The organism is Schleiferilactobacillus harbinensis DSM 16991 (assembly GCF_000425885.1).
GTDB lineage: Bacteria > Bacillota > Bacilli > Lactobacillales > Lactobacillaceae > Schleiferilactobacillus > Schleiferilactobacillus harbinensis.
In genome coordinates this window covers 13,972-37,799 of record NZ_AUEH01000029.1, presented here as the reverse complement: position 1 = coordinate 37,799, position 23,828 = coordinate 13,972, and the positions used below count along the sequence as shown (strand labels likewise).

Below are 23,828 nucleotides of genomic sequence, written 5' to 3'. Positions count from 1 at the left end.
CCGCTTGCGCGTTTCCAGCAAGCCAAACTGCACGCTGCGATAAAGATTGTACAGTTTACGTTTAACAGCCATGCATAGGACCAAAAAATCATTCTGGGCATCATTGGCCACGTGGAGTTTAGTCTTATAACTGCGGGTCATGGGCTCTGTCCTCCTAATCAGCTGTTCTGTGTCGTCAATAGCAGTGGGAAACGTATGTTCTTGATAACCAATTTTATCAAAGCTGTCCCCAATCGACAACATTCTAACCGTCAACAGTAACGCAGGCCCATCCCTTGTAAGACAACACTCACAGTTGTGAGATAACAGAAAAGTGTCAAATACTGAGGATTGTTGATTCACATACGCATTAACGGAGACACCGTTTAACGTCGAATAGATTCGAACAATACCATATTGGCAACTGTTAATAACCCTTTATCGATGTTGTACCTCCATCTTAATTGGGTTAAAATGAGATTGAATGAGAATTGTCATATAAGAACATTTTTAGTTGAGAAAGGAAGCGCAACCCCTTGGCCGCGTTGGGCAAAACCGTTCGTAAAATTCGAAAAAACAAAGGTCTCAAACTCATGGATGTCGCCGACAATCAGCTGACGGCGTCTTTTCTCTCGAAATTTGAGCGGGGCCTTGCCGACATGAGTACCAGCCGCTTTTTGCATCTCCTGGACCGTATCTTTACGACTCCCGAGGAGTTTTTCTACATTCATAATGGGACGCCGACTGAGAAAAAGGCCAGCACAGACGGCTATTACAGTCGTACAGCCATGCTGGACCGCCTATTTGGTAATTACCTATCGCTGGATTCACCAGCGGACATTCAACAGACGCTGACGGATTTGACCCGCCGGGAAAGGGCGGCCGCGGCGCAGTATCAGGCGGCCCCCACACTGCTGAATGTGCTCCATTGGCGTATCCAGCAAGTCATGCGGCGGATGGTCACGCGCCTGGAACAACAGCGGCCGCTGACCAGCCTGAATAATACCGGGCAGTATTCTGCGGAAGCCCAGAATTATCTGTACAATGTCAGCGATTGGGGTGAATTTGAACTCTATGTGTTTACCTTGTTTTCGCTGGATATGCAGGTGGCCGATGAGCGGCGATTGTTCAAGGTGGCGGTGAAGCGGAGCAAGAAATATAGTACGTTTCGCGGGGCACCGCACCTGCGGTTTGATATGATTGCCAATCAATTGTTTTTGGAAATGAATCGCCGGGCTTACCCGGTCGCGGCGGAGTATTTGGAGCAATACAAGGCAGCATTGGTTGCTGATCCCAATGCTGAACACGAAATTATGTATTGCTTCGTCCGGGCCTGGTGGCTGTACCGGACTGGTCAGCGGGAGACCGCGGCCACGGTGGGCCAGGGCGCCATTCGCTTAGCCACGGCGCTGCGGATGACCGATATCGCTCAATACGTGCAGAACGAGTTAACGCAGATCGCCACCCACGGGCCGGAGGCGGATTACACGTTTTTCCGCCTCGTTATTGAGTGACCTTGTGGCGACCCGGTATTTATGGTAAGCTATCAACTTGTGAGTATCGAACTTTTTTGTGTTCTAACGAATTTTCAGAAATGTTTTTAATACTCTCCTTGCACGTGGGAAACGCGTGCCATTAAGTCCATAAGGAGGTGCAACAGTCATGGCAACACACTACGAAATTACGTACATCATCAAGCCGGATATCGACGATGATGCCAAGGCCGCTTTGATCGAACGGTTCGACAAGGTTCTGTCCGACAACGGGGCAACAGTAGATGATTCCAAAGACTGGGCAAAGCGTCGTTTTGCTTACGAAATCAACCACTATCGCGAAGGTACGTACCATATCGTCAACGTCCACGCGGACGACGATAAGGCCATCAACGAATTCGATCGGTTGAGCAAGATCGAGCCGTCAATTTTACGGCATATGATCGTTACCCGAGAGGATTAATTAGTTAGAACTCAAAAGGAAGGAGCTTGCATATGATCAATCGTGTGGTATTAGTGGGTCGCTTGACCCGGGACGTTGATCTGCGCTACACCCAAGGCGGCACGGCTGTTGGCCGGTTCACTGTGGCAGTAACGCGGAACTTCAAGAATTCCCAGGGCGAGCGGGACTCCGATTTCATCAATTGTACGATGTGGCGGAAGGCGGCGGAGAATTTCGCTCAATTCACCCGCAAGGGATCGCTCGTCGGCATTGATGGCCGGATTCAAACTCACAGCTATGAGAATCAGCAGGGCCAACGGGTCTTCGTCACCGAAGTGGTGGCCGATGACTTCGCCTTGCTGGAACCCAAGTCGGTCACCGATGCCCGGCCGCGGGATACTGGCAGCGACAACCAAGGCGGCAACCCGAACCAGGGTCAGCCTTACGGTGGAAACAACCAGTCCTCCTACAATGGCGGTCAAGGGAATAATCAGAGCCAGCCTCCTTTGAATCAGAATAATGGTAATTCTGCGGCCCCCAATGCGAATAGCGGGGCGCCGAAGAAGGATGACTCCTTATCCGATCCATTTGCGGATAACGGCCAGCCTATCGACATCTCTGATGACGATTTACCGTTCTAACTAGCTGAACGTACAGATAATTCACGAGAAAGGAAGGATTTCCATGGCAGGACAACGTCGTGGTGGCCGTCGTCGCCGTAAGGTCGACTTCATCGCCGCTAACCATATTGAATATATCGACTATAAAGATACCGAACTGTTGAAGCGGTTCATCTCCGAGCGGGGCAAGATTTTGCCGCGTCGGGTTTCTGGCACCAGTGCCAAGAACCAACGGAAGATCACCATCGCTATCAAGCGGTCACGGATCATGGGCTTGTTGCCGTTCGTTTCTGAGGAAGGCTAAAGCTGACAGTGAAGCGTCCATCAATTTGTTGATGGGCGTTTTTCTTTGCCTCTTTTGCGTAATGTAATGGTGTGGCCGGAAAACGGCGACACATTCAGACACGTGAAGGAGAGGGTATCATGATTAATCGGGTAACGCTGGTGGGCCGCTTGGTGCGGGATGTGGAGTTAAAGTATACGCCGGGCGGAACTGCGCGGGCATGGTTCAATCTGGCAGTGACGCGTAATTTTAAGAACGCCAACGGTGAACGGGATTCTGATTTTATCGAATGTACGGTATGGGGCAAGTCGGCGGAATCATTTGTCAACTTCACCTGCAAGGGTTCTCTGGTGGGAATTGAGGGCCAAATTCGGACACGCAGCTATGAGAAAGATGGTCAGAAAGTTTACGCCTCGGCAGTCTCGGTGGATAGTTTTGCTCTCCTGGAATCAAAGGCCATAACTGACGCCCGGCGTGCTGGCCAGCCAGTAACAACTGCTGGAAAAGACGACAACGTCTTCGTCGCCGCGGGCAATGGCGAAAACATCGACATCGCCGATGACGACCTGCCATTTTAATTCCCGTTAACGCCAAACGTCCTCAAGCACCAGCCGATTCGGCGGTGCTTGAGGACGTTTTTGTATGTTACTGCTGATAAACATACAAGTTAGTCGGTGTTTCGATGAACCAGTGGGAATTCCACTGCAAATATTCATCCATAATGTCGTGGTCTTCCCGCACCTGTTCCGGCCGGAGGGCGTACTGCTTGAGCGGTTTAAGGGTCTTGCCGTCAATGACCAGTTGGGGTTTGTTGACCAATTGTTTGGCCAGTTGCGCCCCGCTGGCGTCCGTGACGTTTACGTACAGCCATTCGGTCGGGCCTTTGCTCTCGAAGCGCGGGCCGTCAGATAGGATGTAGACAGTAGGCAGCCGCGCGCCGCTTTTGGCCTCGGCACTGGTGATTTGGTAAATATCCCATGCCGTGGTATTGATCCGAAGAATGCGGTCGGTTGGCTGACTGTTGACGGCGGAGGATTCCGCCGCTGAAGAACTGCTTTGACTAGTTGAACTGCTGCTCGTACTGGTGTCGCTGCTGACCTGCTTACTGCTGGTCGACGCAGACGAACTCTTCTCACTGCTGCGCTTGTTCTGGCTGACCTGACTGCTGGTACCACTGGCTGCGGCATCCTGATTGGTGTTGCCGCACGCGCCCAGCACCCCTGCTGCCAGCAGCGCCAGCGCCAATACACTAAGACGTTTTTCCATGATTCTTCTCCGCCTTCCCCGTTGTGACTGCGCTTCCACTACTTCAATTATACGGGAGCGGGGAAGGAAAGTGGCGGCGAGCGTGTCGGCTTAGGCGGAATTTAACAGTCGGGAGACAAAAAAATCCCCTGAGCTTGCGCCCAGGGGATTCACCCTAATCAGAGATTAGTGCTTAACAACGTTCGTAGCTTGCGGGCCACGATCGGATTGTTCAACGTCGTAGGATACTGCTTGGCCTTCGTCCAAAGACTTGTAGCCGTCGCCTTGGATAGCGGAGAAATGTACGAATACATCCTTGCCGTCGTCACCAGTGATGAAGCCATAACCCTTGTCAGCGTTGAACCATTTAACTGTACCGTTTTGCATGTAGATAAATCTCCTATTCAAAAAACTAAAGTAACGTTGCACCAGGTAATCGAAAAAGGAAATCCATCGTACAAGACAAAACAAGTTCCGCTTCTTGATTACTTGAATAGTGTACCACGTTTTTCTGGAAACACCTAATTTCTTTTTGCGATGGGATTTTCAATTCGGCAAAGTGTGGCACGAATCGGTACATTGGGGTAAAATTAGTATCATCTTGATGCCATAAGGAATCTTGATACCAAATAAATTTATCTTGATCCCATAGGAATCTTGATACCGTTAGACCGCCTTGTCGGAAAGCCGGGCGGTCTTTTCGTATTTTTTATTAAAAATACGCCTTGATAAACAAGTCGATCGCCAGGCCAAACGCCGCCAGGGCAATGACCACCCGCAGCAGTTTCACCGGCACCCGCCGGACGATGGCCGGGCCCATGTAGCCGCCGATCAACAGGCCCAGTCCCAGCGGAATGACCAGCAGCCAGGCAATGTGGGTGGTGAAGGCGTAAATCACTGTCGCAATCGCATTAGAGGCAAAACCGGCGACATTGCGTTCGGCGTTGATCACTGTGAAGCGTTCGGTGGAGATCATCGCCAGGATGGCCAGCATGATAACTCCGGCCGCGGCACCGAAGTAGCCGGAATAGGCGCCGATAAACACCATAGCCAAGATGACCAACGCCTGCTGGCCCTTGGTGGCCGCCCGGGGGCCGGTAGCGGCAGTTAAATCAGGGTTCTTCGGAGCCCGGCCGCTCGCCAGTAACAATACGCCGGAAGCCCCGATGAAGAATGGGACGACTTTCTCAAAACTGGAAGCCGGGGCCAGCAGCAGGACAGCACTCCCGATGACCCCGCCAATGGTCACCAGAATCAGGATGCGGCTGAGTTCGACCCAGTGGCCCTTCAATTCCCGCAGGGATGAGAAGGTGGCGCCGATACCGGTGAAGACCAGGGCGGCGGTGTTGGTCACGTTGGCGATGACTGGCGGGATGCCGATCATCAGCAGTGCAGGGTAAGAAGCCAGGGACGCTAAGCCGGCAATCGTGCTGAGCAAACCAGCGATAATGCCGGCAGCGAGAAGGAAGACGAAGTGGGTGAGGGTCATGAGTGGGACCGCCTTTTCTGAAAAATAATCGTTGGGTTTATTCTGGCACCATCTGTGGGCGGCCGCAACTGCTGGGCGGGTATAATAGGGAAGAAAGAGGGGGCAGCGGGATGTTTCAGAATTCGCATAGTCGGCTAGTCGCTATTTCCGATGGCGTCTTTGCCGTGGTGTTAACGCTGATGGTGCTGGATATCGATGTGCCCGAGCGGATCACTTGGGCCACGATGAGCGCGACGGGGTGGAAAGTACTGCTTTACATGATCAGCTTTGGGGTGGTCGCCCAATACTGGATCTATCATCAAGAGCTGTTCCACGCTATCAAAGAACCGACCATTCAATTGCTGGTCTACAACTTCATTTACTTAGGCTTTATCTGTTTGACGCCGTTTGCCACCAGCTTTCTCAGCGATCATCCCCGGGAGCAGGCTGGGGCGCTGATGTTTGCCGGGGTGATCTTCCTTGTTGACGCCGTGCAGTTTATTCTCTTCCGGTTGGTGATCCGCGCTGGCGGCGGCCGGGCGCAGTTAACGCCGCATGATCAGGAGGAGTATCGCGGGGCGGCCACGATGCTGATTATCAGCGGGGTTTATATCGTGATCGGACTGATCTTGCCGCAATGGCTGCTGCTGGTGATCGTTCTGGGGCTATTCGGCCGGACGGTGCAAACACATCTATGGCGGCGGTGGGCAGCGCGTCATGGGCAGTGAGCCAGACCAGCACGCGGCGGCATTAGCCGCCCAAACCAGCACACCCGCATTTCACCGAGCCTTAAAAGCGGCCGTCCAAGCCGGCCTGCCCCAGGGGGTGCAGCTGACGGCGGCCAACTATGCCCGCTCCAGTGCCAGTTCGTATTGGCTGCTGCGCTGGTCCAGCGCCGCAATGCCTCCTATCTGGCTCACCCTGCGCATCGCGACCCACCCCCACTGGCTGACCCAAGTCCAGCAGGTTGAAGTGGTGCGGCCGGCGCTGCCGAACTTAACCGGCCTCTCGGCGGCCGTCCGCCAAGCATTGGCCAGCCCGGCGGCGGCCGCTGCCCGGTATCAGTTCACGCCGCTGGAATTAGCTGTTTTGCGCCAGCTGCTGGTCCTGGCCGATCACAAGCTGGTCTGGCTGGTCCAGATGACGCCGGCCATCGCTGCCAGCCACAAGGGCCGCTCCTTTGATTTGCAGAACGACTTTCGCCGCCTGCCGCTGTTTCTGGGCGACCGCAACAACGTCAACAACTTGCTGGTACCCGTGTCTGCGCCGGCTTTTCAGGACAAATTGATCGACTTTTTCGGGGCCAACCTGCTGTTTTCCCAGTTTTCCAGTCATTATATGTTGAAACTCTTGCCCACGATCCAGTGGCTCAAGCCAATGCTGGCCGCGGATGCGCGCATTGTCCACTGGCCGCCGCAGTTGGCGGCGGCGTATGGGAAGAATTTTATGACGACGGTGGCGCAGACAATTCATCGCGCCGATCACAACACCCCATAGTGGGCCATGCTGGCTAAGGTGGTTTGCAGGGTATCTTGAATGCTGCCGAGCGGTTCCCAGCCCAAGACAGTCCGGGCCTTTTGATTGCTGACATGATGATTGACCCGCAGTAAGAGATCCCCTTCTTTCGCCGTGCGGTTGAAATGAGCGGCCAAATGCAACGCCCAAACCGGCAGCGTGTGTCGCGGCAGCTTATCTGCAACTGTTGGGACATACTGCCGAATGACCGCGGCCATTTGCGGCATGCTGATCATGCCGTCTGCGGCCGCAATAAAGCGCTGGTGATTGGCGGCTGGAGTTTGCATGGCCAAAATGTGCAATTTTGCGACATCCCGGACGTCAACGATGTTCAGCGCGATGGGCGGTACGACCTTGAGCGAGCCATTCATTAGGTTGGTGAGAATGGAAAAGCTGCCAGACAGGTGGGCGCTTAATGCGGGGCCAAGAATGGCGACTGGATTAATCGTAGCGAATTCGAGATGGTTGTCCGGCGCATCAATCAGTTGCCAGGCCGCCTTTTCGGCCAATAATTTGGATTTTTCGTAAAGCGACAAACCAGGCTGGTCTGGATCGGTCCAGTCAGCTTCGGTGGTCACGTGCTGTGGATCAAGGTTGCTGAACCCCACTGCGCCGAAATTAGCGGTCATGACTAAGCGGCGGACGCCCCTTGGGCCGCTTTGATCACCCGTTGGACGCCGTCAATCGCGGGGCGCATGGCCGCAGCTGCGTCTTGGGGATGATCCATAAACACGGGGGAAGCGACGCTGAACACCCCTTCAATATCGGCCATGGCAGCGGCCCAGCCGGCGTCTGTGTTCAGATCATCGACGGCGAAGCTGAGCCGATCCAAGTGCGGAATATGATTGTCGACCATAGTTTGTCGGACTTGATCGGACTTCTCCAGGGAACGCACCGTGGTCCGGACAAACGCGCCTTGGGTGAGCAATTGGGCAATGAGGTGCGCACTGAGAAAGCCGGTGCCGCCGGTTACGAGATAGTGAGTCATAAACTATCGTCTCCTTTAATTGACAATTGTGTTTACCTTAAACCATCGAGTATACTCTAGGGCAAGGATTTATCGTCCGGAGGTGTATTGAATGACTTATTCGATTAAAGAAGCAGCGGCCTTGACCGGCCTATCGGTTTATACGCTGCGGTTTTATGACCAGCAGGGATTATTGCCCTTTGTGGGCCGCAATCAAGCAGGCTACCGCGTGTTTACTGATTCTGACCTGAATATGCTGCATACGATTTGCTGCTTGAAAAATACCAACATGGCCATTAAAGAAATTCGGCAATACGTTGCTTACTGCATGGCTGGTCCGACGACGATTCCCGCGCGGCAGGAATTATTAGCCAAGCAGCGGGCAGCCGTGTTGGCTGAACAGCGTCGACTGACGGCCAATCTCAAGGAGATTGACTACAAGCTGGACATCTATCTGGCCCCAGATGCAGTGGCAATCATTACCCAGGAGCGCCGATACGTGCAGGCAGAAAAAGCGGCGGCTGGATTACCGGATCCTTATGCCGCAGCGGAATTAAGAGATAGTTAATACTCGAATTAAGAGTCGCTTTATCCTTGGCCGATATAGTAGAACCATCAAGTCATCACGGAGGCAACCACATGGATGTTGTATTAGAAGCAAGAAACGTCACCAAGCAGTACCCGCAACAATTAGCCTTGGATAATCTGGAAGTTTGTGATGATGGATGATTATGCCGATTGGGAAGGTGCCTATTTGGCCCGGATGCTGAATACTGCACCTGACTGGACAGTCAAAACTGCCTCAGCACAAAAGGTGATCCATCTATCGGTGGTTTTACGACCCAGATGGATTATCAAATCGATCAGATTCCCAGCGAGTGTGCATTATTCGTGCTGATTGGCGGTAACTCCTGGGCTGTCAATAATGAGCCGTTGAAACAATTGATTACCAGTCGGCTACATACTGACCAACCGGTGGCAGCAATTTGCGGTACCGTGGATTACTTAGCACGAAATGGGCTTTTGAATCAGTATCAGCACACAGGCAACGCCCAATATCTCTGGCGGGACTATCGCGCGTACCAAAACCAGAATGGCTTTCTGGCACAACAGACCGTATGGGATCGCAACCTCGTTACGGCAAATGGGACGGCGGTGCTGGACTTTACTGAAGCAACGCTCAAAATGATTCGGTTTAAGTCAGCTGAACAGGTGCATCAGGATGTCGATCTTTATCGGCTGGGCTTCTACGAGTATTGTCAGAAATATGGGAATCCGTTTGTATAACAAGACAAGCCATCGCGAATGAGAGCTAGAATGTACAGAATTCGAGGCTCCCACCAATCCTGATTACGGGATTGGTGGGAGCCTCTTCGGGATACTCAATTCAAAGCGCCACTACAGGAAAAAAACGACGTCCAGGGTATCTTTGTCGCCGTTAATCGTGAGCCCTGGAAGAGAGACAGAAAACGGTGTGCTTTTGGTATGCTGGAGAATCGTGGCCATCATTAGAGTTAATCTAGGTAGCCCATAATATTGTGTTGCGAGTTCAATGAGTTTCGGGAAGCTGATCGGAGTTGGAACAGGTGTGTGGAGCATACCCGGAATCGCTACCATTTTGGCTTTTCGCTGATCAAATTCGTGCGTCGTCGTATAAATATCGAATAACTTGGGATACTGGTTGGCTGCGATCGCCCAGGTATCGGATTCGCCCACGGTTTGTTTAAACGAAATGGACAACTTATTCAGCATCCCCGTCATTTCCTCACTCGGATCAGTGAGGAACACTACGGCATCACCGTAATGCCAATCATCAGGCCAGTGTATTAGATCCTGAAGCAGTATTGTGTTGATCTGAAAGCCTTCCGTGTACCGGCGTTCCATATGATGAGTAAAGAGGTTGTACTCAGATTCGGGCAAGAGAAATACTTGTTCCGTGCTCATCGTGACTGGGGCTGTGGCCTGACGCTGTTTGGGCAGAAGGGCCCGCTCACTAACCGGGACACCAATCAAGTGCTTATCTGGCAGTGGGTATACGTTAATTACTTTCATTGGGCATGGCCTCCGATACAAGTTTAGGGCTACTGCCGGTTCAGGGTGCTTTCGGCGTTGAAGCGATCCGCTGCGGCAGAGTCACGGTGGCGGTGAAGGCGGTGGCTGTAGTGGTTAATGCTAGTTGTCCCTGCATCAATTCCGCTAAGTGTTGGGTAATATATAACCCTAAGCCGGAGTTGCCCGTTTGCCCCGCCAGGTCCTCAGTATAGAAGCGGTCAGTCAGCCGCTCCAAGTGCGTAATGGGGTGGGCGATGCCATTGGTCACAGTGAGCGTGATGGTGGGTGCCGCGGGGTGTTGGGATAAGGTGACGTGCAAAGTTTTAATCCCATGGATCAGGGCATTGCCCAGCAGATTTTGGATAATGCGCCGGGTCTTTTCTTGATCCAGATGGACCAGGACGCCGCTGGTGATTTGCGGGGTGACAGTGAAACCAGCTGTTTGCAGGGCGTCATAGAGCGTGAGCAGCGCGTTTTGGACCAGGGCAGACAGGTCAAAATTCTCGGCCTGCACGGTCAAGCGGTGTTCTGTGATCCGGTTGTATTCCAGCAGAGATTCCAAGCGGGTATTGACGGTCTCCAGATTTTGTTCGGCCTGGGTGAGGACCTGCTGAGCTTTAGCGGGCGGCAGTTTTTCTTCGCTGAGGTACTGCACGTAGCCGCTGGCAACGGTCAATGGGGTCCGTAAATCGTGGGAAATATTATTGATCGCCTGATCGATTTGTTTCGCCACAGCGGCGTTGTCGGCCCGCTCCTGGCGCTGATCAGTCAACAGCGTATTGATGGCGTTGGCGAGATTGACGATGAGCGGATTGCGGCTGGCCGTGCGGACGTCGTTGTTGGTGCGGCTGGCCGCGATACCGTTGACCTGGTGCCGCAAATCGCGGATTGCCAGCAAAATGTACACTAAATAAGCGAGGCACGCGCCAGCCATGGCGATGAGGAGGATCCAGCCGATTGTCGTCATCGCTAGACCAGCTTTACGCCAATACCCCAGACCGTGGCGATGTGCTCCTGGTCTGGGTCGAGTTGGCGTAGTTTTTTGCGCAGGTTAGTGAGATGGACGTTGACGGTATTTTCATCCCCGTAATAAGGTTCGTGCCACACTTGGGTGTATAGGGCTTCCTTGCTAAAAACCTGGCCGGGATGCTGGAAAAGGAGTTTCAAAATGTCGAATTCCTTCTTTTTAAGGTCGACTGATTGGTCCTGCCAATGGAGGGTATAGTCCTTCTCAGCCAAGGTGAATGGGCCAAACGAAACCGCCGCCGGGGCAGTGCTCGTTGCGGGCGCCGCGTTTTGCCGCAGCGCGACGACGATCCGGGCTTTCAATTCCTTAATGTTGAACGGTTTGGTGACATAATCCGTTGCGCCAGCCATTAATAGCCGCGCGATGTCGTCTTTATCACTCAACGCCGTCAGCATAATGATCGGGGTCGTCAAAGTCTGCCGCAGATTGTGCAGCACTGCCTCGCCATTTTTCCCCGGCAGCATGCGGTCCAGCAGGATCAAATCGAACGCCTGCTGCTGAGTTTGGAGCAGGCCCTCGGTCCCCGAATAGGCTTTGGTGATGGCGTACGTGTCGCCCAGGACAGTGTCCAGCATCGCGCCGATGTCGGGATTGTCGTCAATTAAGAGAATTCGTTCCATGGTCACGTCTTTCTTTCTCGCGTTGCGGGGTATCGTTAATGATAGTGTACCAGTTTTGGCTGCCCGGTGGCGGTCAGAAAGAAAGGGCCTGGACCTGATTAATGGGCCGGCATCAGCCGCGCCGGTACGTCCCATGTTAGGCAGTGCACGGAACCGCCGGTGGTGGAAATTTTGGCCACGTCAATGGGCACGACCTTCTTCGCTGTATGGGCGCGTATAATTTTGAGTACCCGCTGATCGGCCGGCAGATCGTAATGCGGTACGTAAATCGTGTCCGGTGTTTCCAGCATATTGATATACAACCCCTTGGCGGAGGTAATTTTACGATCATATTGATCCTTGGCGGTGTAAGCCGAAGGCAGGATGACGAATTTGGCGGCGGGCAGCTCGGCCTTGATGCGGCGTTCAACGGTGTGTACCAGGACGTCATCGCCGGAGAAGTCGCTGACGTACAGCGTCCGGGCATTGATAAATTTGACCATCCCGTCGGCGTGACCGAGCACATCGCCCGGTTCAGCGGGAATAATGATCACGTGGCTGACGTTCAACTGGTATTTCAACTCACTGACGATTTCCTGCCGGGACCACTCGGGATTATCCTTGAAGACGTGTTCGGTCAAAATAACGGTATCGTGCCCATTCCAGACCAAATTTCCGCCATCCAGTACCAGATCGCTGGTGCGGTATTGAAAGTGCATCTGCTTCAACCAAGCGCGAAAGCGGGTGTCCAAATAGGTGCGGTCGGCCTTGGCCAGGTAGCTGGGCGCGTAGCGGAATTTCACCATATGGGTGGTGATCACCGGCGCCACGTCCCGGAGCCAAATGTCGTCGTAGGTGAAGCGGCTGGTGGGCTGGTCTAAGTGTTGTTTGGTGATGGTGACCACCGGTGCAGCCGAAGCGTTCAGCTGGGCACTGAAACTTTTCAGCGCCCCAGCAAAGGGCCGGTAGTAGCCATTTGTTTGACTCGGCAGAGCGGTGTAAATCGTTGGTGTGCCCATCTGTTCTCTCCCCGCCTCGGACCGGTGGCGGCCAAGCAGCAGGGCACCACCGATAATAACTGCCAGTACAAAAATGGCGACGTATAAAAATCCAGTTCGTTTTTCCATTGAAATCTCCTCGGAATATTTGCTGGACCCACCATAGCACGCCATTTTCATATATTTATTTATATAAATATTATTCGCGGGGTGCCGGAGAAAATTCGCTATTGACACGTCTGCGTTACTATTTTTATTTTATTTATTTAAAGTACTGCTTATAACCCATTATGGAGAATACTGAAAATCACCATACCGATGATCACCGCCGCTAAGGCAACGCAAATCAGCAAGCCAATGGGATTATGGATGTTGATGTTCCAGCCCAGGCCGAAGCTCCGGGCGGTGAAAAGCGGTTCGTGGTTGAAGAATTTCTTTTGGGCCAAATTAATCGCTAGCTTTCTCTTGTTTGTGGTGCTTGCGCCAATCCGCGAAGGCGGCATGGATCATGTTGGCGGTTTGCTGATTGAGCAGCGGGGGCAGATTGTCTTCATCGAAGTAATCCGTCCCGACGGTTTCGAACTGCTCCTCAGTGATTCGTTTGCCGCCGATGGGGGTGACCGCGAAGAGGGCCGAAATGACCTGGCACTCGTCGCCGTTGGGATAAACGGTGAAGCCTTGGTCGAAAACACCGATCAGATGGTCGATTTTAACTTCCAGACCGCTGTCTTCCTTATATTCCCGCAGCACAGTTTCCCGGAAGGTTTCACCGTATTCCATGAAGCCGCCGGGCAGACTCCAAGTGCGGTTATCGGTATGCTGTTGAATCAGGATTTGCCCCTGGTCGTTAAAAACCGCTCCCCCGGCGGCATTGAGCAGAATCGGTTTGTGTCCCACTAAGGCGCGGATTTCTTTGATGTAATCTGCCATAAGTCAACCTGCTTTCTGAGTAATTGTCACCAGTTTACCCGATTAATCGGGGCGTGCAAACCGTCCTAGTGAGTCATTACCGGTTCGCCTTTGACCGGTGTTTCGGGGTACTGATAGCCGCGACTAACTTGTTGATTTGCTGGACCGCCGCCGAATAATTTTCTGCCTGTTTATCCGGCAACGCCTTGATTGAATCCAGAATCAAGCGGCCAGCGACGATCAACCGCTCCGCTTCGGCACTGCTAGTGGTCAGAAAAGACACATTGAGAAATATTTCCAAAGTGACGACGGCGTCTTTTTCGCCAGCCAGCGCCTGCTGACTGAGATGGTTAATGGCCACCCGCAGATTGCGGATCTTTCTTTTTTCTTTCCGATGCTCTGTATAATACGGTAGAAATAATGCGACGCTGACGGCCAGCAGTTCGGCCACTGCCGCCGCCCATTCAGAGATTGGTCCCCAGTCCATCGGGCTGCCTCCTCGGGTGAGTGATTTCAATACAAGAAGGCATTATAGTCACGTGCCTACCAAAAGACCAATTTTTTTGAGGCTTATCCTACGACCAAAGATGAGGCCGGCACAAGGACTGGCATCAAAGTCTGATTCTTGTTATTTTTATTCTGAAAATGGTGCTAAAATCAGCGTATATCTTGTGCCAAGAACGGAGAGCAAAATGCCAGACGTCAGGTTCCACAGTGTCTTTGATATTATCGGCCCCGTGATGGTCGGTCCCAGCAGTTCCCACACCGCCGGCGCGGCCCGGATCGGGAAAGTGGTCCACGATATTTTCGGCGATACGCCGGAAAAAATCACCGTTTATCTATATGAATCGTTTGCCAAAACATACCGTGGCCACGGCACCGATGTGGCGATCATCGGCGGCTTGTTGGGCATGGCCCCGGATGATCCGCGCCTGCCGGATTCTTTAAAAATCGCCTACGACCGCGGCATCACGGTGGGCTTTGTCCCGAAGAGCGACAAGGTGGACCACCCCAACACTGCCCGCATTGTGCTGAAGAAGGGCGACCGCAAACTGGAGGTCACCGGCGTATCCATTGGCGGCGGCAACATTCAGATCACGGAAATCAACGGCTTCAAGATCACCCTGAGTATGGGCACCCCGACGTACATCACGATCCATGAGGATGTACCGGGGATGGTCGCGCGGGTGACCCGTATCTTTTCTGAAAACAACATCAACATCGGGACCATGACCGTGACCCGCTCAGCCAAAGGAGAGAAAGCCATCATGGTGCTGGAAGTCGATGACTACCAGCCAGGGATTCTCGACCAGTTGAAGCAGCTGCCGCACATGATCAATGCCACCTATTTCGAATAAGGAGTCCGCCAAAAATGTTTTATACGATTAAAGAGCTTGTTGAACAGAGTGCTGATTATCCGTCAGTGGCCGCGATGATGGTGCACATGGAGGTTGAAAATACGACGCGGAGCGCGGACCAGATTCGTCATTTGATGGGTAAAAATCTGGACGTCATGGTGCGTTCGGTCAAAGAGGGCATCGCTGGGGTGAAATCGGTGACCGGGTTGACTGGTATGGAAGCTAAAAGGATGGATCAGTACCTGACCGCCGGCGATTTCCTGAGCGGCCAGCCCATTCTGGAGGCGGTGCGCAATGCCATCGCGGTCAATGAGGTGAATGCCAAAATGGGTCTGATCTGTGCCACGCCCACCGCGGGCAGTGCCGGCGTCTTAGCCGGGGTTTTGCTGGCCGTCCGGGAGCGGCTGGCCATGACCCGGGACCAGCAGATCGATTTTCTCTTCACGGCTGGGGCCTTCGGGCTGGTGATCGCCAATAATGCGGGGATCGCTGGGGCCGAGGGCGGCTGTCAGGAAGAGGTCGGTTCCGCCAGTGCCATGGCTGCCGCTGCGCTGGTCTGCGCCAAGGGCGGCACCGTGGTGCAGGCGGCCAACGCGGTGGCGATGACGCTGCAGAACATGCTGGGGCTGATCTGCGATCCGGTCGCTGGTCTGGTGGAGGTCCCCTGTGTGAAACGCAACGCCCTGGGGGCCAGTCAGGCCATGATTTCCGCCGACATGGCGCTGGCCGGGTTGAAGAGTGTGATCCCGGTGGACGAAACGATCGAAGCGATGCGCCGGGTCGGTATGCAAATGCCCAGTGCCTTCAAGGAAACTGCGGAGGGCGGACTGGCCACGACGCCGACGGCCTTGAAATTGAAGCAGCAGATTTTTGGTGACCGATGAGCGATATGATTATTATCCGCGGCAATTCCGGTTCCGGTAAAACGACGGTGGCCCGGGCGCTGCACGACCGGCTGCCGGGTTCTTTACTGATTGATCAGGATGTGGTCCGGCGGGATATGCTGCAGACCCACGATCACCCAGGCAACCCGAGTATTGATTTAATGGAAACCATCGCCCGCTTTGGCCTGGCCCATGAACAGATCGTGATTCTGGAAGGCATTTTGAGCAAAGCGGTGTACGGCGACATGCTCACCAGCCTGGCTCAGGATTTTGACCGAGCTCAAGCCTACTATTACGATTTAACCTTGGCAGAAACCATTGAGCGCCACCAAACGCGATCCCAAGCCGGGTCGTTTGGCCCAGATGCGCTGGCTAAATGGTTTCTGCCCCATGATGTGCTGGGCTGGCCGGAAGAAGTGCTGATTCCGGCGAGTTGGTCGATTGCCGAGGCAGTGGCCGAGATGAGCGGACAAAAATAAAGCGGCAGTCAATGTTTCACGTGGAACATTGACTGCTTTCTTGATGAAAACTTGGCTTTCCCTTACATGTGTTAAAATAGTCTTAACTATGACGCGATCGTTTACTTGTGCGCGCTGTTTCCAGGCGCCTAACGCGATTCAAAAAGAGGGAAAATATCAATGAAGAACGTGTTCCAACGCATCAAGCTTCCGGCTTTCATGCGGAATGCCCGAGTGATCACGATTTTTGCGATCATTGTGGGCCTAGCGCTGGCGACGATTATTTTGAGCTTCTTCAACTCATTCTGGATCGGCCTGGCGTTGACCATTCTCTTTCTGGCCATGGTCGTCAGTATCTACTACGCCGCCGAGGTCATCACCCAGGACACCCAGAAGTACGTCTCCGACCTGACCTACCGCATCAAGCGGGGGGAGCAGGAAGCGCTGATTCAGATGCCCATTGGCATCCTGTTGTATAACGACCACAAGGAGATTCAGTGGACGAACCCTTTCTTCCAGCAATATATTGGGAAGAAAGACATTCTGGGCAAGACGCTGGATAATGCACTGCCGGACTTAGGTCAGTTTGTCGCCAAGTACAGCGGCGACGACAGTCCCCACCAGATCAAATGGGGGGACAACCAATTTGATATGATCGTCCAGGATGACCTGGGGGTTATTTACTTACTCGACATCACCAAGTACGCCAAGATCGAAGACCAGTTGGCCGCCCAGCAGGTGGCCATTGGGCAGGTGTTCTTGGATAACTATGACGAGATCACCCAATCGATGGATGATCAGGCCATTTCGAACATGAACAACTACGTGACCAACAAGCTGACGGACTGGGCGAATCACTACCACATGTTCCTGAAGCGGGTGGACGATGATCACTTCTTCGTGATGGCTTATATGGCCCGGTTGCAAGAGGCTGAGCACGATAAGTTCAAGATTCTGGACGTTATTCGTCAGGATACATCGAAGCAGAACTATCCATTGACCCTGTCCATCGGCTTTGCCTATGGCAACCCGAACCTGGCCACCTTAGCCAACGATGCCCAATCCAACCTGGACCTGGCCTTGGGCCGGGGCGGCGATCAGGTCGTCGTCAAGGCTCCGGATTCACCGGCCCGCTTCTTTGGCGGCCGGACCAACCCGATGGAGAAACGGACGCGGGTGCGGGCCCGGATGATTTCCCAGGCGTTGCAGGAAATCTTCAAGCAAGTGGATAAAATCTACGTCATGGGCCATGCCCGGCCGGATATGGACGCCATTGGCGCCTCTCTGGGGATTCGCCGAATCGCCGAAATGAATGGCAAGGAATGCGACGTGATCGTCAACGCCAACGACGTCCACTCCGATGTGCAGCGCCTGCTGCACCGGGTGGAAGAACAGCCCGAGGTGGCCAAGCATATTTTGACCCCGACGGAGGCGCTGAATCAGGTAACGGACAAGACGCTGCTGATTCTGGTGGATCATTCCAAGCCGTCGATTTCAATCTCGCCGGAACTGTGTCAGCGCCTGTCCCAGCGGCTGATCGTCATCGATCATCACCGGCGGGGCGAGGAGTTCCCAGAGAATCCGATGCTGGTGTATATTGAACCTTACGCCAGTTCGACCTGTGAATTGATCACCGAAATGTTTGAGTACCAGCCGAAAAACGTGCCAGGCTTGAGCAAGCTGGAAGCAACCGCCATGCTGGCCGGGATCACCGTCGATACCCACAGCTTCTCCCTGCGGACCGGGACGCGGACATTCGATGCCGCTTCCTATTTACGGTCGGTTGGTGCAGATAGTACACTAGTACAGGAACTGCTCAAAGAAGACGTCAATAACTTTATCCAGAAGAATCACCTGATCGAGACCATTGAAATGGTGGAACCGAATATGGCACTCTGTACGGGTGAGGAAGATGAAGTCTATGATCCGGTCGTGGCGGCCCAGGCGGCGGACACGCTGCTGTCGCTGGCCGGGATCGAGGCCTCCTTCGTCATCGTCAAGCGCATTGACGGCGTGATCGGCATTTCTGCCCGTTCCCTGGGCAAGGTCAATGTCCAGGTGATCATGGAAAAGATGGGCGGCGGCGGTCACTTATCCAACGCGGCCACGCAAATTAAGGATTCAACCATCGCCCAAGCCCGCCAGCAGTTGAAGGATATCTTGACCCAGCTGGTCGCGGCTGACGAAGAGTAAGACAACAACGAGAAGGGAAGAAAACCAATGAAAGTCATTTTCTTAGAAGACGTACGCGGTAAAGGCAAGCGCGGCGATATTAAGGACGTTCCGGACGGATACGCCCAAAATTTCTTACTGCGGCAAGGCAAGGCCAAGGAAGCAACCCCCCAAGCCATGAGCGAATTGAAAGGCAAGCAGCGCCGGGAAGCACAGCAGCGGGCGGCGGAATTGGCTGAAGCCAAGGAATTCAAGGCGAAGATCGAAGACGATAAGACGATCGTCCAAATTCAATCCAAAGCCGGTGAAGACGCCAAACTGTTCGGCTCCATTCCCAGCAAGCAGATTGCCCAAGCCCTGGATAAGCAATTTGGGCTGAAGGTCGACAAGCGCAAGATCGATCTGCGCGAACCGATTCGGTCTTTAGGGTACACGAATGTCCCGGTTAAACTGGCTCCTGGTGTGGATGCGGTGATCCGGGTCCATGTCACTCAGCAGAATTAATTACCTGGGAAATAATCAATTGAATCGAGGAATCATACGGAGTGAATAACGAGTTGATCGATCGGACGCCACCACAGGATAACGATGCCGAGCAATCCGTTCTCGGCTCCGTTTTTCTATCCCGTGATGCCTTGGTAGAGGCCATGGCCTATGTGACGGCGGACGATTTTTACAAAAAAGCCCACCAATATATCTTCGCGGCGATGGTGGCCCTCACGGATCGCGATGAAGCTATCGATATCGTGACGCTGAAAAACGAGCTCGCCACCCGTCAGCAATTGGCGGACGTGGGCGGAATCACTTATCTGGTCGACCTGGCTAACATCGTACCCACCGCGGCTAACGTGGTGTACTACGCGAAGATCGTCAAGCAGAAGGCGACCCTGCGCAAACTGATCGACACGGCGACCCATATCGTTCAGACCGGGTACAACCCCGACAGCGATGTGGAGGATGTGCTGGATAATGCCGAAAAAGAGATCATGGCGGTCTCGGACACGACCCAGCAAAATGGCTTCAAGCCGATCAGCGATGTCTTAAACGATGCACTGACCAAAGTGACTGAACTGTCGAAGAACAACGATGAGATTACCGGCCTGTCCACCGGTTACCGGGATCTGGACCTGATCACAGCGGGCCTGCACGAGGATGAATTGATTATCCTCGCTGCCCGGCCCGGGGTCGGAAAGACCGCGTTTGCCTTGAATGTCGCCCAAAACGTGGCCACCAAGTCGGACACTTCCGTCGCTATTTTCAGTTTGGAAATGGGGGCAGAACAGCTGGTCAACCGGATGCTCTGTGCGGAAGGCAGTATTGAGGCCAACCACTTGCGGACCGGCCAACTGACCGATAACGAGTGGGAAAGCCTGATCGTCGCCATGGGCAGCTTGTCCAAAGCCCAGATCTTTATTGATGATACGCCGGGGATCAAGATGGCCAACATCCGGGCTAAGGCGCGGCGGCTGGCTAAGGAGCAGGGCAATCTCGGCTTGATCGTCGTCGATTACCTGCAGCTGATCGAAGGCAGCGGTCAAGAGAATCGCCAACAGGAAGTATCGGCAATTTCCCGGCAGCTGAAGATGCTGGCCAAGGAATTGCACGTGCCGGTCATTGCCCTGTCCCAGCTATCCCGAGGCGTGGAACAACGGCAGGATAAACGGCCGGTGCTGTCTGATATTCGGGAATCCGGCTCCATTGAACAGGATGCCGATATCGTCGCTTTCCTGTACCGGGACGATTATTACCGGGATGAGGACGGCGATGATGATGATAATTACGGCGGCGGCGGTGGCGGTAACGCCCCCAGCAGCAGTGAGGACGAAGACTCCGATGCCGGGGTCGTGGAAGTGATCATTGAAAAGAACCGGTCCGGTGCCCGGGGAACGGTGAAGTTGCTGTTTATTAAGTCGTATAACAAGTTCTCGTCGATTTCGTACGCGCAACCGGCGTGATGATCGTAAGAAGGAACTGGGACAAGGCTCTCTCCTGATACGCCGTGCCAAAGCTACGCAAGCTCCGGCAAAATTGGGCTGGAACGTGGTGACGGCGCTTGAAGCCAGCGAAAACCGCTGTCTTCAAGTCGCCTAACCACATCGGCGGCAAAGCCGCCGTGTGGTTTCCACCACTGAGCCCATTTTGCCTCCGCTTGCTACGCATTGGCACTCGGTAGACTAGGAAATGAAGGCCTTGTCCCAGTTTTCTTTACGAATGATTGCCGGATGTTTGGGACATGGGATTCGGGTTTGCGTTGCCAAACACATTTAAAACTGATATTATGGTCCGGTGTGAGTTTTGAAGCAGAATGATCAAAATAAAATATGAGGTGGACATTCATGACAGCAACGGTCGTGGTCGGGACCCAATGGGGCGACGAAGGTAAAGGTAAGATTACGGATTTTCTCAGTCAAGGGGCGCAGGCCATCGCGCGGTACCAAGGCGGCGACAACGCGGGACATACCATTAAGACGGACGGCCACACGTACGCGCTGCGGCAGATTCCATCGGGTATCCTGTACCCGGATAAGACGGCCGTGATTGGGAACGGTGTCGTGGTGAACCCTGAGAGTTTGGTCGAAGAGCTGCACCGGCTGCACGATGCCGGCGTGACGACCGATCACCTGAAGATTTCTAACCGGGCCCACGTGATTCTGCCTTACCATATTGAATTGGATAAGCTGCAGGAAACCGCCAAGGGCGCTGACAAGATCGGTACGACCCACCGCGGGATCGGGCCGGCTTATATGGACAAGGCCGCTCGGGTCGGGATTCGTATGGCCGACCTGCTGGAACCGGACACCTTCAAGGAGAAACTGACCGAAAATCTGGCTGCCAAAAATGAGCTGATCACCAAGATCTACAATGGTACGCCCCTGAAGTTTGCGGATATTTATGATAAATTTGTTGAATTCGGCAAGGAACTGGCTCCGTTCGTAACGGATACCAGCGTGGTCCTAAACGACATCCTGGACAGCGGCCACAATGTGCTGTTTGAAGGCGCCCAGGGCACGATGCTGGACATCGACCAGGGGACCTATCCGTACGTGACTTCTTCCAACCCCGCTGCTGGCGTAGGCTCTGGTTCTGGTGTGGGTGTAACCCATATCAACCGGGTCGTCGGGGTGGCCAAGTCTTACACGTCCCGGGTTGGTGATGGCCCGTTCCCGACGGAATTGCTGGATGAAATCGGCGATACGATTCGGGATGCCGGCCATGAGTACGGTGTCGTGACTCACCGGCCCCGCCGGATCGGCTGGTTCGATGCGGTGGTTCTGAAACATGCCAAGCGGGTCGCTGGGCTGACTGATCTGGCACTGAACTCCGTCGATGTCCTGACGGGGTTGAAGACTGTTAAGATCGGCGTCGGTTACAAGCTGCACGGCGAAGTGATTCAGCACTATCCGGCGAGCTTAAAAGAACTGGCCGCCTGCGAGCCGGTTTACGAAGAACTGCCGGGTTGGGATGAAGACATTTCCCATTGCACGACCTTGGCAGAACTGCCGGAAAATGCGCGGAACTACGTTTTGCGGATTCAGGAATTAGTCGGTGTGCCGCTGGTGACTTTCTCCGTAGGGCCGGATCGGGAACAGACTCGCGTGCTGGCAGATGTTTGGGAACAAGAACCGCAATTTGCGCGGTAATTTCATGGTGATTGGGCGCCTTGGCCGTTGGCTGGGGCGCTTTATTTTTTGCATAAAATACCGCGGTATTAAAAAGTCGTGCATTCTGCAGGCGGATTGGCTAAAGTAAGTAAGACAGGGAGGGGATAGTCGTGGATATTTTGACAGCAACGGACGTTACCAAGCAGTATGGTGCGACCACCGTGCTGGATCATCTGAACTTCGCCATTCACCAGGGAGAAATACTGGGTGTATTAGGAAAAAATGGTGCCGGGAAAACCACGTTGATCAAAATCCTGCTCGACTTGATCGATAAAAGCAGCGGAACGGTGGGTTATGTCCTGATTGGGCATTTGATGTATCGCTACATTTATCATGCCAGTAAACGGTCTGGTATCGATAATGCCTACTAAGCGCAAGTAGAACATCATCCCGGCGAGCAACCGGGATTTTATTTTTTTGAGTATTATGTATTGCGTACTAGCCCGCCGGGGAGTATATTATGGATACCAACTAGTTGGCAATACCTAATAGCCGAAAGGAGGGGCAAAATGGCCCAGGATTTGCACAGCCAGATGCTGAAAGGCGTGCTGCAAGGGTGTGTCCTAATTATTCTCAGCCGCGGCGAATACTACGGTTACACGCTGAGTCAGGAGCTGGAGAATTACGGGTTCGCTGAGATTCCCAAGGGTACGATTTATCCGCTGCTGATGGCGCTGGAGAAAAAGGGCCTGATCACCAGTCAAATGCGCCCCTCGCCCGACGGCCCGGACCGGAAATATTATCAAGTGACCGCCGCGGGGACAACCGCCCAAACTGATTTTGTTCAGCAATGGCACCAATTGACCGACCATGTGACCCAGTTATTGACCGCAGAGGAGGGAACCGACCATGACCACGAAGACGAGTCGACTCGCTGATGAAAACAACACTCTCCGGGAACAATTAACCCCGGATAACAAAAAGTATTACGAAGATCTGCTGCTCTATATGCGCACCCGCGCGGTATTGAAAGACAGCGCCGTTATTGAGCAGGAATTACTGACTATTCTGACGGATATTATCGCCGCCCAGCAGGATGGCGTTGCCGCGGTTGATTATTTCGGCAAACAGCCCCAGGAAACGGCGGATGATATTTTAGCGGAAATCCCCAATCACTGGGTCAATATGGTGAAAATGGTGGGCGCCGTTTTGGCCGGCTACTTTTTGATTACGGCAATCCCGTCCCTGACCCTGCCCAGTACGCCGGTGGATATCGGCACCCTGCTGCTCACGGGCGTGTATTTCACTCTTGCTGCTTTAGGCATCGTGACGTATGTTGGCCGGACCACCTACCAAAAGCAGCACCAATGGGGGCGGTGGGGTTGGGTCGTGCGCTGGTTAGCCGCCTGTGTACTGATTGCTCCCGGTTTCCTGCTGACGTTCTTTTTGAAAACACCCTGGCGCATTTATCTGCCTGGACTCATCGGCATTGTACTGATCAGTATTCTGCTGATTGCGCTGGCCGTCGTTTTCTGGCGGCAGGACGATAAAATTATGTGGGCGCCCTTTGTCCCCATCGTCGTGATGATGGCGTTGATTGGCATCGTGACGCGGGTACCAGCCTGGCAAACCTTTTTGTTGAAGACGACGCCGGGTCGGATCGGGTTAGCCGGGGGGCTGGTCGTCGCGCTGCTGCTTTTCTACGGATTGATTTGGCGGATGCTGCGGCGGGCAAAAGACTAAAGGGAGGCGGCCAC

Annotated in this window: 30 protein-coding genes and 1 pseudogene; 19 read left to right on the top strand and 12 right to left on the bottom strand. The window is 53.7% G+C overall.

Annotation, left to right across the window (positions count from 1 at the left end; genetic code table 11):
* Nucleotides 1-515: 515 nt before the first annotated feature.
* The 5 genes from H627_RS0109780 (at nt 516) to ssb (H627_RS0109760) (ending at nt 3,395) form a co-directional block, all read left to right on the top strand.
* Nucleotides 516-1,493 carry a helix-turn-helix domain-containing protein gene (locus tag H627_RS0109780; protein ID WP_027828813.1) on the top strand — a complete coding sequence of 326 codons (978 nt, stop codon included), beginning with the start codon at nt 516-518 and terminating at the stop codon, nt 1,491-1,493.
* 148 nt (nt 1,494-1,641) lie between these two features.
* Complete coding sequence (rpsF, locus tag H627_RS0109775) at nt 1,642-1,935, top strand: 30S ribosomal protein S6 (protein ID WP_027828812.1); 294 nt, start codon at nt 1,642-1,644, stop codon at nt 1,933-1,935.
* A gap of 32 nt (nt 1,936-1,967) precedes the next feature.
* Nucleotides 1,968-2,555 carry a single-stranded DNA-binding protein gene (gene ssb / locus H627_RS0109770; protein ID WP_027828811.1) on the top strand — a complete coding sequence of 196 codons (588 nt, stop codon included), beginning with the start codon at nt 1,968-1,970 and terminating at the stop codon, nt 2,553-2,555.
* Between the two features lie 43 nt (nt 2,556-2,598).
* Complete coding sequence (rpsR, locus tag H627_RS0109765) at nt 2,599-2,838, top strand: 30S ribosomal protein S18 (RefSeq protein WP_027828810.1); 240 nt, start codon at nt 2,599-2,601, stop codon at nt 2,836-2,838.
* Between the two features lie 119 nt (nt 2,839-2,957).
* The gene (gene ssb, locus H627_RS0109760) at nt 2,958-3,395 is read left to right on the top strand and encodes a single-stranded DNA-binding protein (RefSeq protein WP_027828809.1); all 438 of its coding nucleotides are present in this window, start codon (nt 2,958-2,960) and stop codon (nt 3,393-3,395) included.
* A 67-nt stretch (nt 3,396-3,462) separates the two neighbouring features.
* On the opposite strand, the gene H627_RS19295 is transcribed toward ssb (H627_RS0109760), so the two are convergent.
* The 3 genes from H627_RS19295 to H627_RS0109745 all read right to left on the bottom strand — a co-directional run bounded on the left by H627_RS19295 (nt 3,463) and on the right by H627_RS0109745 (nt 5,551).
* Nucleotides 3,463-4,083, bottom strand: coding sequence for a hypothetical protein (locus H627_RS19295; RefSeq protein WP_051225334.1), 621 nt, complete (start codon nt 4,081-4,083; stop codon nt 3,463-3,465).
* A 165-nt stretch (nt 4,084-4,248) separates the two neighbouring features.
* On the bottom strand, nt 4,249-4,449 hold the full coding sequence (locus tag H627_RS0109750; RefSeq protein ID WP_027828808.1) for a cold-shock protein: 201 nt from the start codon (nt 4,447-4,449) through the stop codon (nt 4,249-4,251).
* Nucleotides 4,450-4,774: 325 nt separating this feature from the next.
* Nucleotides 4,775-5,551 (bottom strand): sulfite exporter TauE/SafE family protein, encoded by a 777-nt coding sequence (locus H627_RS0109745; RefSeq protein WP_027828807.1) that lies wholly within the window; start codon nt 5,549-5,551, stop codon nt 4,775-4,777.
* Between the two features lie 110 nt (nt 5,552-5,661).
* On the opposite strand from H627_RS0109745, the gene H627_RS0109740 reads away from it, so the two are divergent.
* Together H627_RS0109740 and H627_RS17820 are read left to right on the top strand one after the other, a co-directional pair.
* Nucleotides 5,662-6,258 carry a TMEM175 family protein gene (locus H627_RS0109740; protein ID WP_027828806.1) on the top strand — a complete coding sequence of 199 codons (597 nt, stop codon included), beginning with the start codon at nt 5,662-5,664 and terminating at the stop codon, nt 6,256-6,258.
* Complete coding sequence (locus H627_RS17820) at nt 6,248-7,027, top strand: hypothetical protein (protein WP_226999211.1); 780 nt, start codon at nt 6,248-6,250, stop codon at nt 7,025-7,027. The genes H627_RS0109740 and H627_RS17820 overlap by 11 nt, the downstream gene beginning before the upstream one ends.
* Here the strand turns inward: H627_RS17820 and H627_RS20675 are convergent.
* Both H627_RS20675 and H627_RS20670 read right to left on the bottom strand, forming a co-directional pair.
* Entirely contained in the window at nt 7,012-7,674 is a 663-nt protein-coding gene (locus H627_RS20675) for a Rossmann-fold NAD(P)-binding domain-containing protein (protein WP_226999212.1), read from the bottom strand. The two genes, H627_RS17820 and H627_RS20675, sit on opposite strands and share 16 nt — an antisense overlap.
* A gap of 2 nt (nt 7,675-7,676) precedes the next feature.
* The gene (locus H627_RS20670) at nt 7,677-8,033 is read right to left on the bottom strand and encodes an SDR family oxidoreductase (RefSeq protein WP_226999213.1); all 357 of its coding nucleotides are present in this window, start codon (nt 8,031-8,033) and stop codon (nt 7,677-7,679) included.
* 91 nt (nt 8,034-8,124) lie between these two features.
* Between H627_RS20670 and H627_RS0109725 the strand changes: the two genes are divergently transcribed.
* A complete protein-coding gene (locus tag H627_RS0109725; protein WP_027828805.1) occupies nt 8,125-8,580 on the top strand; it encodes a MerR family transcriptional regulator in 456 nt (151 codons plus the stop codon).
* 150 nt (nt 8,581-8,730) lie between these two features.
* Nucleotides 8,731-9,299 (top strand): annotated as a pseudogene (locus H627_RS17810) (DJ-1/PfpI family protein).
* Nucleotides 9,300-9,410: 111 nt separating this feature from the next.
* On the opposite strand, the gene H627_RS0109715 reads toward H627_RS17810, so the two are convergent.
* The 7 genes from H627_RS0109715 to H627_RS0109685 form a co-directional block, all read right to left on the bottom strand.
* Nucleotides 9,411-10,064 carry a hypothetical protein gene (locus tag H627_RS0109715; protein WP_027828804.1) on the bottom strand — a complete coding sequence of 218 codons (654 nt, stop codon included), beginning with the start codon at nt 10,062-10,064 and terminating at the stop codon, nt 9,411-9,413.
* 40 nt (nt 10,065-10,104) lie between these two features.
* A complete protein-coding gene (locus H627_RS17805) occupies nt 10,105-11,031 on the bottom strand; it encodes a sensor histidine kinase (RefSeq protein ID WP_051225333.1) in 927 nt (308 codons plus the stop codon).
* 2 nt (nt 11,032-11,033) lie between these two features.
* A complete protein-coding gene (locus H627_RS0109705; protein ID WP_027828803.1) occupies nt 11,034-11,711 on the bottom strand; it encodes a response regulator transcription factor in 678 nt (225 codons plus the stop codon).
* A 98-nt stretch (nt 11,712-11,809) separates the two neighbouring features.
* The gene (locus tag H627_RS17800) at nt 11,810-12,817 is read right to left on the bottom strand and encodes an agmatine deiminase family protein (RefSeq protein WP_226999214.1); all 1,008 of its coding nucleotides are present in this window, start codon (nt 12,815-12,817) and stop codon (nt 11,810-11,812) included.
* Nucleotides 12,818-12,966: 149 nt separating this feature from the next.
* Nucleotides 12,967-13,134 (bottom strand): hypothetical protein, encoded by a 168-nt coding sequence (locus H627_RS20090; protein WP_155827911.1) that lies wholly within the window; start codon nt 13,132-13,134, stop codon nt 12,967-12,969.
* Between the two features lies 1 nt (nt 13,135).
* A complete protein-coding gene (locus tag H627_RS0109690; protein ID WP_027828802.1) occupies nt 13,136-13,618 on the bottom strand; it encodes an NUDIX hydrolase in 483 nt (160 codons plus the stop codon).
* 76 nt (nt 13,619-13,694) lie between these two features.
* Nucleotides 13,695-14,084 (bottom strand): hypothetical protein, encoded by a 390-nt coding sequence (locus tag H627_RS0109685; RefSeq protein ID WP_027828801.1) that lies wholly within the window; start codon nt 14,082-14,084, stop codon nt 13,695-13,697.
* A gap of 205 nt (nt 14,085-14,289) precedes the next feature.
* Here H627_RS0109685 and sdaAB point away from each other — a divergent pair, with 205 nt between their 5' ends.
* The 10 genes from sdaAB to H627_RS0109635 all read left to right on the top strand — a co-directional run bounded on the left by sdaAB (nt 14,290) and on the right by H627_RS0109635 (nt 23,814).
* Nucleotides 14,290-14,955 carry an L-serine ammonia-lyase, iron-sulfur-dependent subunit beta gene (gene sdaAB / locus H627_RS0109680; protein ID WP_027828800.1) on the top strand — a complete coding sequence of 222 codons (666 nt, stop codon included), beginning with the start codon at nt 14,290-14,292 and terminating at the stop codon, nt 14,953-14,955.
* 14 nt (nt 14,956-14,969) lie between these two features.
* On the top strand, nt 14,970-15,839 hold the full coding sequence (sdaAA, locus tag H627_RS0109675; RefSeq protein ID WP_027828799.1) for an L-serine ammonia-lyase, iron-sulfur-dependent, subunit alpha: 870 nt from the start codon (nt 14,970-14,972) through the stop codon (nt 15,837-15,839).
* Nucleotides 15,836-16,318 (top strand): kinase, encoded by a 483-nt coding sequence (locus H627_RS0109670; RefSeq protein ID WP_027828798.1) that lies wholly within the window; start codon nt 15,836-15,838, stop codon nt 16,316-16,318. Before sdaAA ends, H627_RS0109670 begins: the two co-directional genes overlap by 4 nt.
* Before the next feature lie 159 nt (nt 16,319-16,477).
* Nucleotides 16,478-18,490, top strand: coding sequence for a DHH family phosphoesterase (locus tag H627_RS0109665; RefSeq protein ID WP_027828797.1), 2,013 nt, complete (start codon nt 16,478-16,480; stop codon nt 18,488-18,490).
* Nucleotides 18,491-18,517: 27 nt separating this feature from the next.
* Nucleotides 18,518-18,973 carry a 50S ribosomal protein L9 gene (gene rplI / locus H627_RS0109660; RefSeq protein WP_027828796.1) on the top strand — a complete coding sequence of 152 codons (456 nt, stop codon included), beginning with the start codon at nt 18,518-18,520 and terminating at the stop codon, nt 18,971-18,973.
* 41 nt (nt 18,974-19,014) lie between these two features.
* Nucleotides 19,015-20,424, top strand: a complete 1,410-nt coding sequence (gene dnaB / locus H627_RS0109655) for a replicative DNA helicase (protein ID WP_027828795.1) — start codon at nt 19,015-19,017, stop codon at nt 20,422-20,424.
* Nucleotides 20,425-20,805: 381 nt separating this feature from the next.
* On the top strand, nt 20,806-22,110 hold the full coding sequence (locus H627_RS0109650; protein WP_027828794.1) for an adenylosuccinate synthase: 1,305 nt from the start codon (nt 20,806-20,808) through the stop codon (nt 22,108-22,110).
* 131 nt (nt 22,111-22,241) lie between these two features.
* Nucleotides 22,242-22,502, top strand: a complete 261-nt coding sequence (locus H627_RS0109645; protein WP_027828793.1) for an ATP-binding cassette domain-containing protein — start codon at nt 22,242-22,244, stop codon at nt 22,500-22,502.
* Between the two features lie 138 nt (nt 22,503-22,640).
* Nucleotides 22,641-23,009 carry a PadR family transcriptional regulator gene (locus H627_RS0109640; protein WP_027828792.1) on the top strand — a complete coding sequence of 123 codons (369 nt, stop codon included), beginning with the start codon at nt 22,641-22,643 and terminating at the stop codon, nt 23,007-23,009.
* Nucleotides 22,981-23,814: a DUF1129 domain-containing protein gene (locus tag H627_RS0109635; protein ID WP_027828791.1), complete on the top strand. Its 834-nt coding sequence runs from the start codon at nt 22,981-22,983 to the stop codon at nt 23,812-23,814. The genes H627_RS0109640 and H627_RS0109635 overlap by 29 nt, the downstream gene beginning before the upstream one ends.
* Nucleotides 23,815-23,828: the final 14 nt, after the last annotated feature.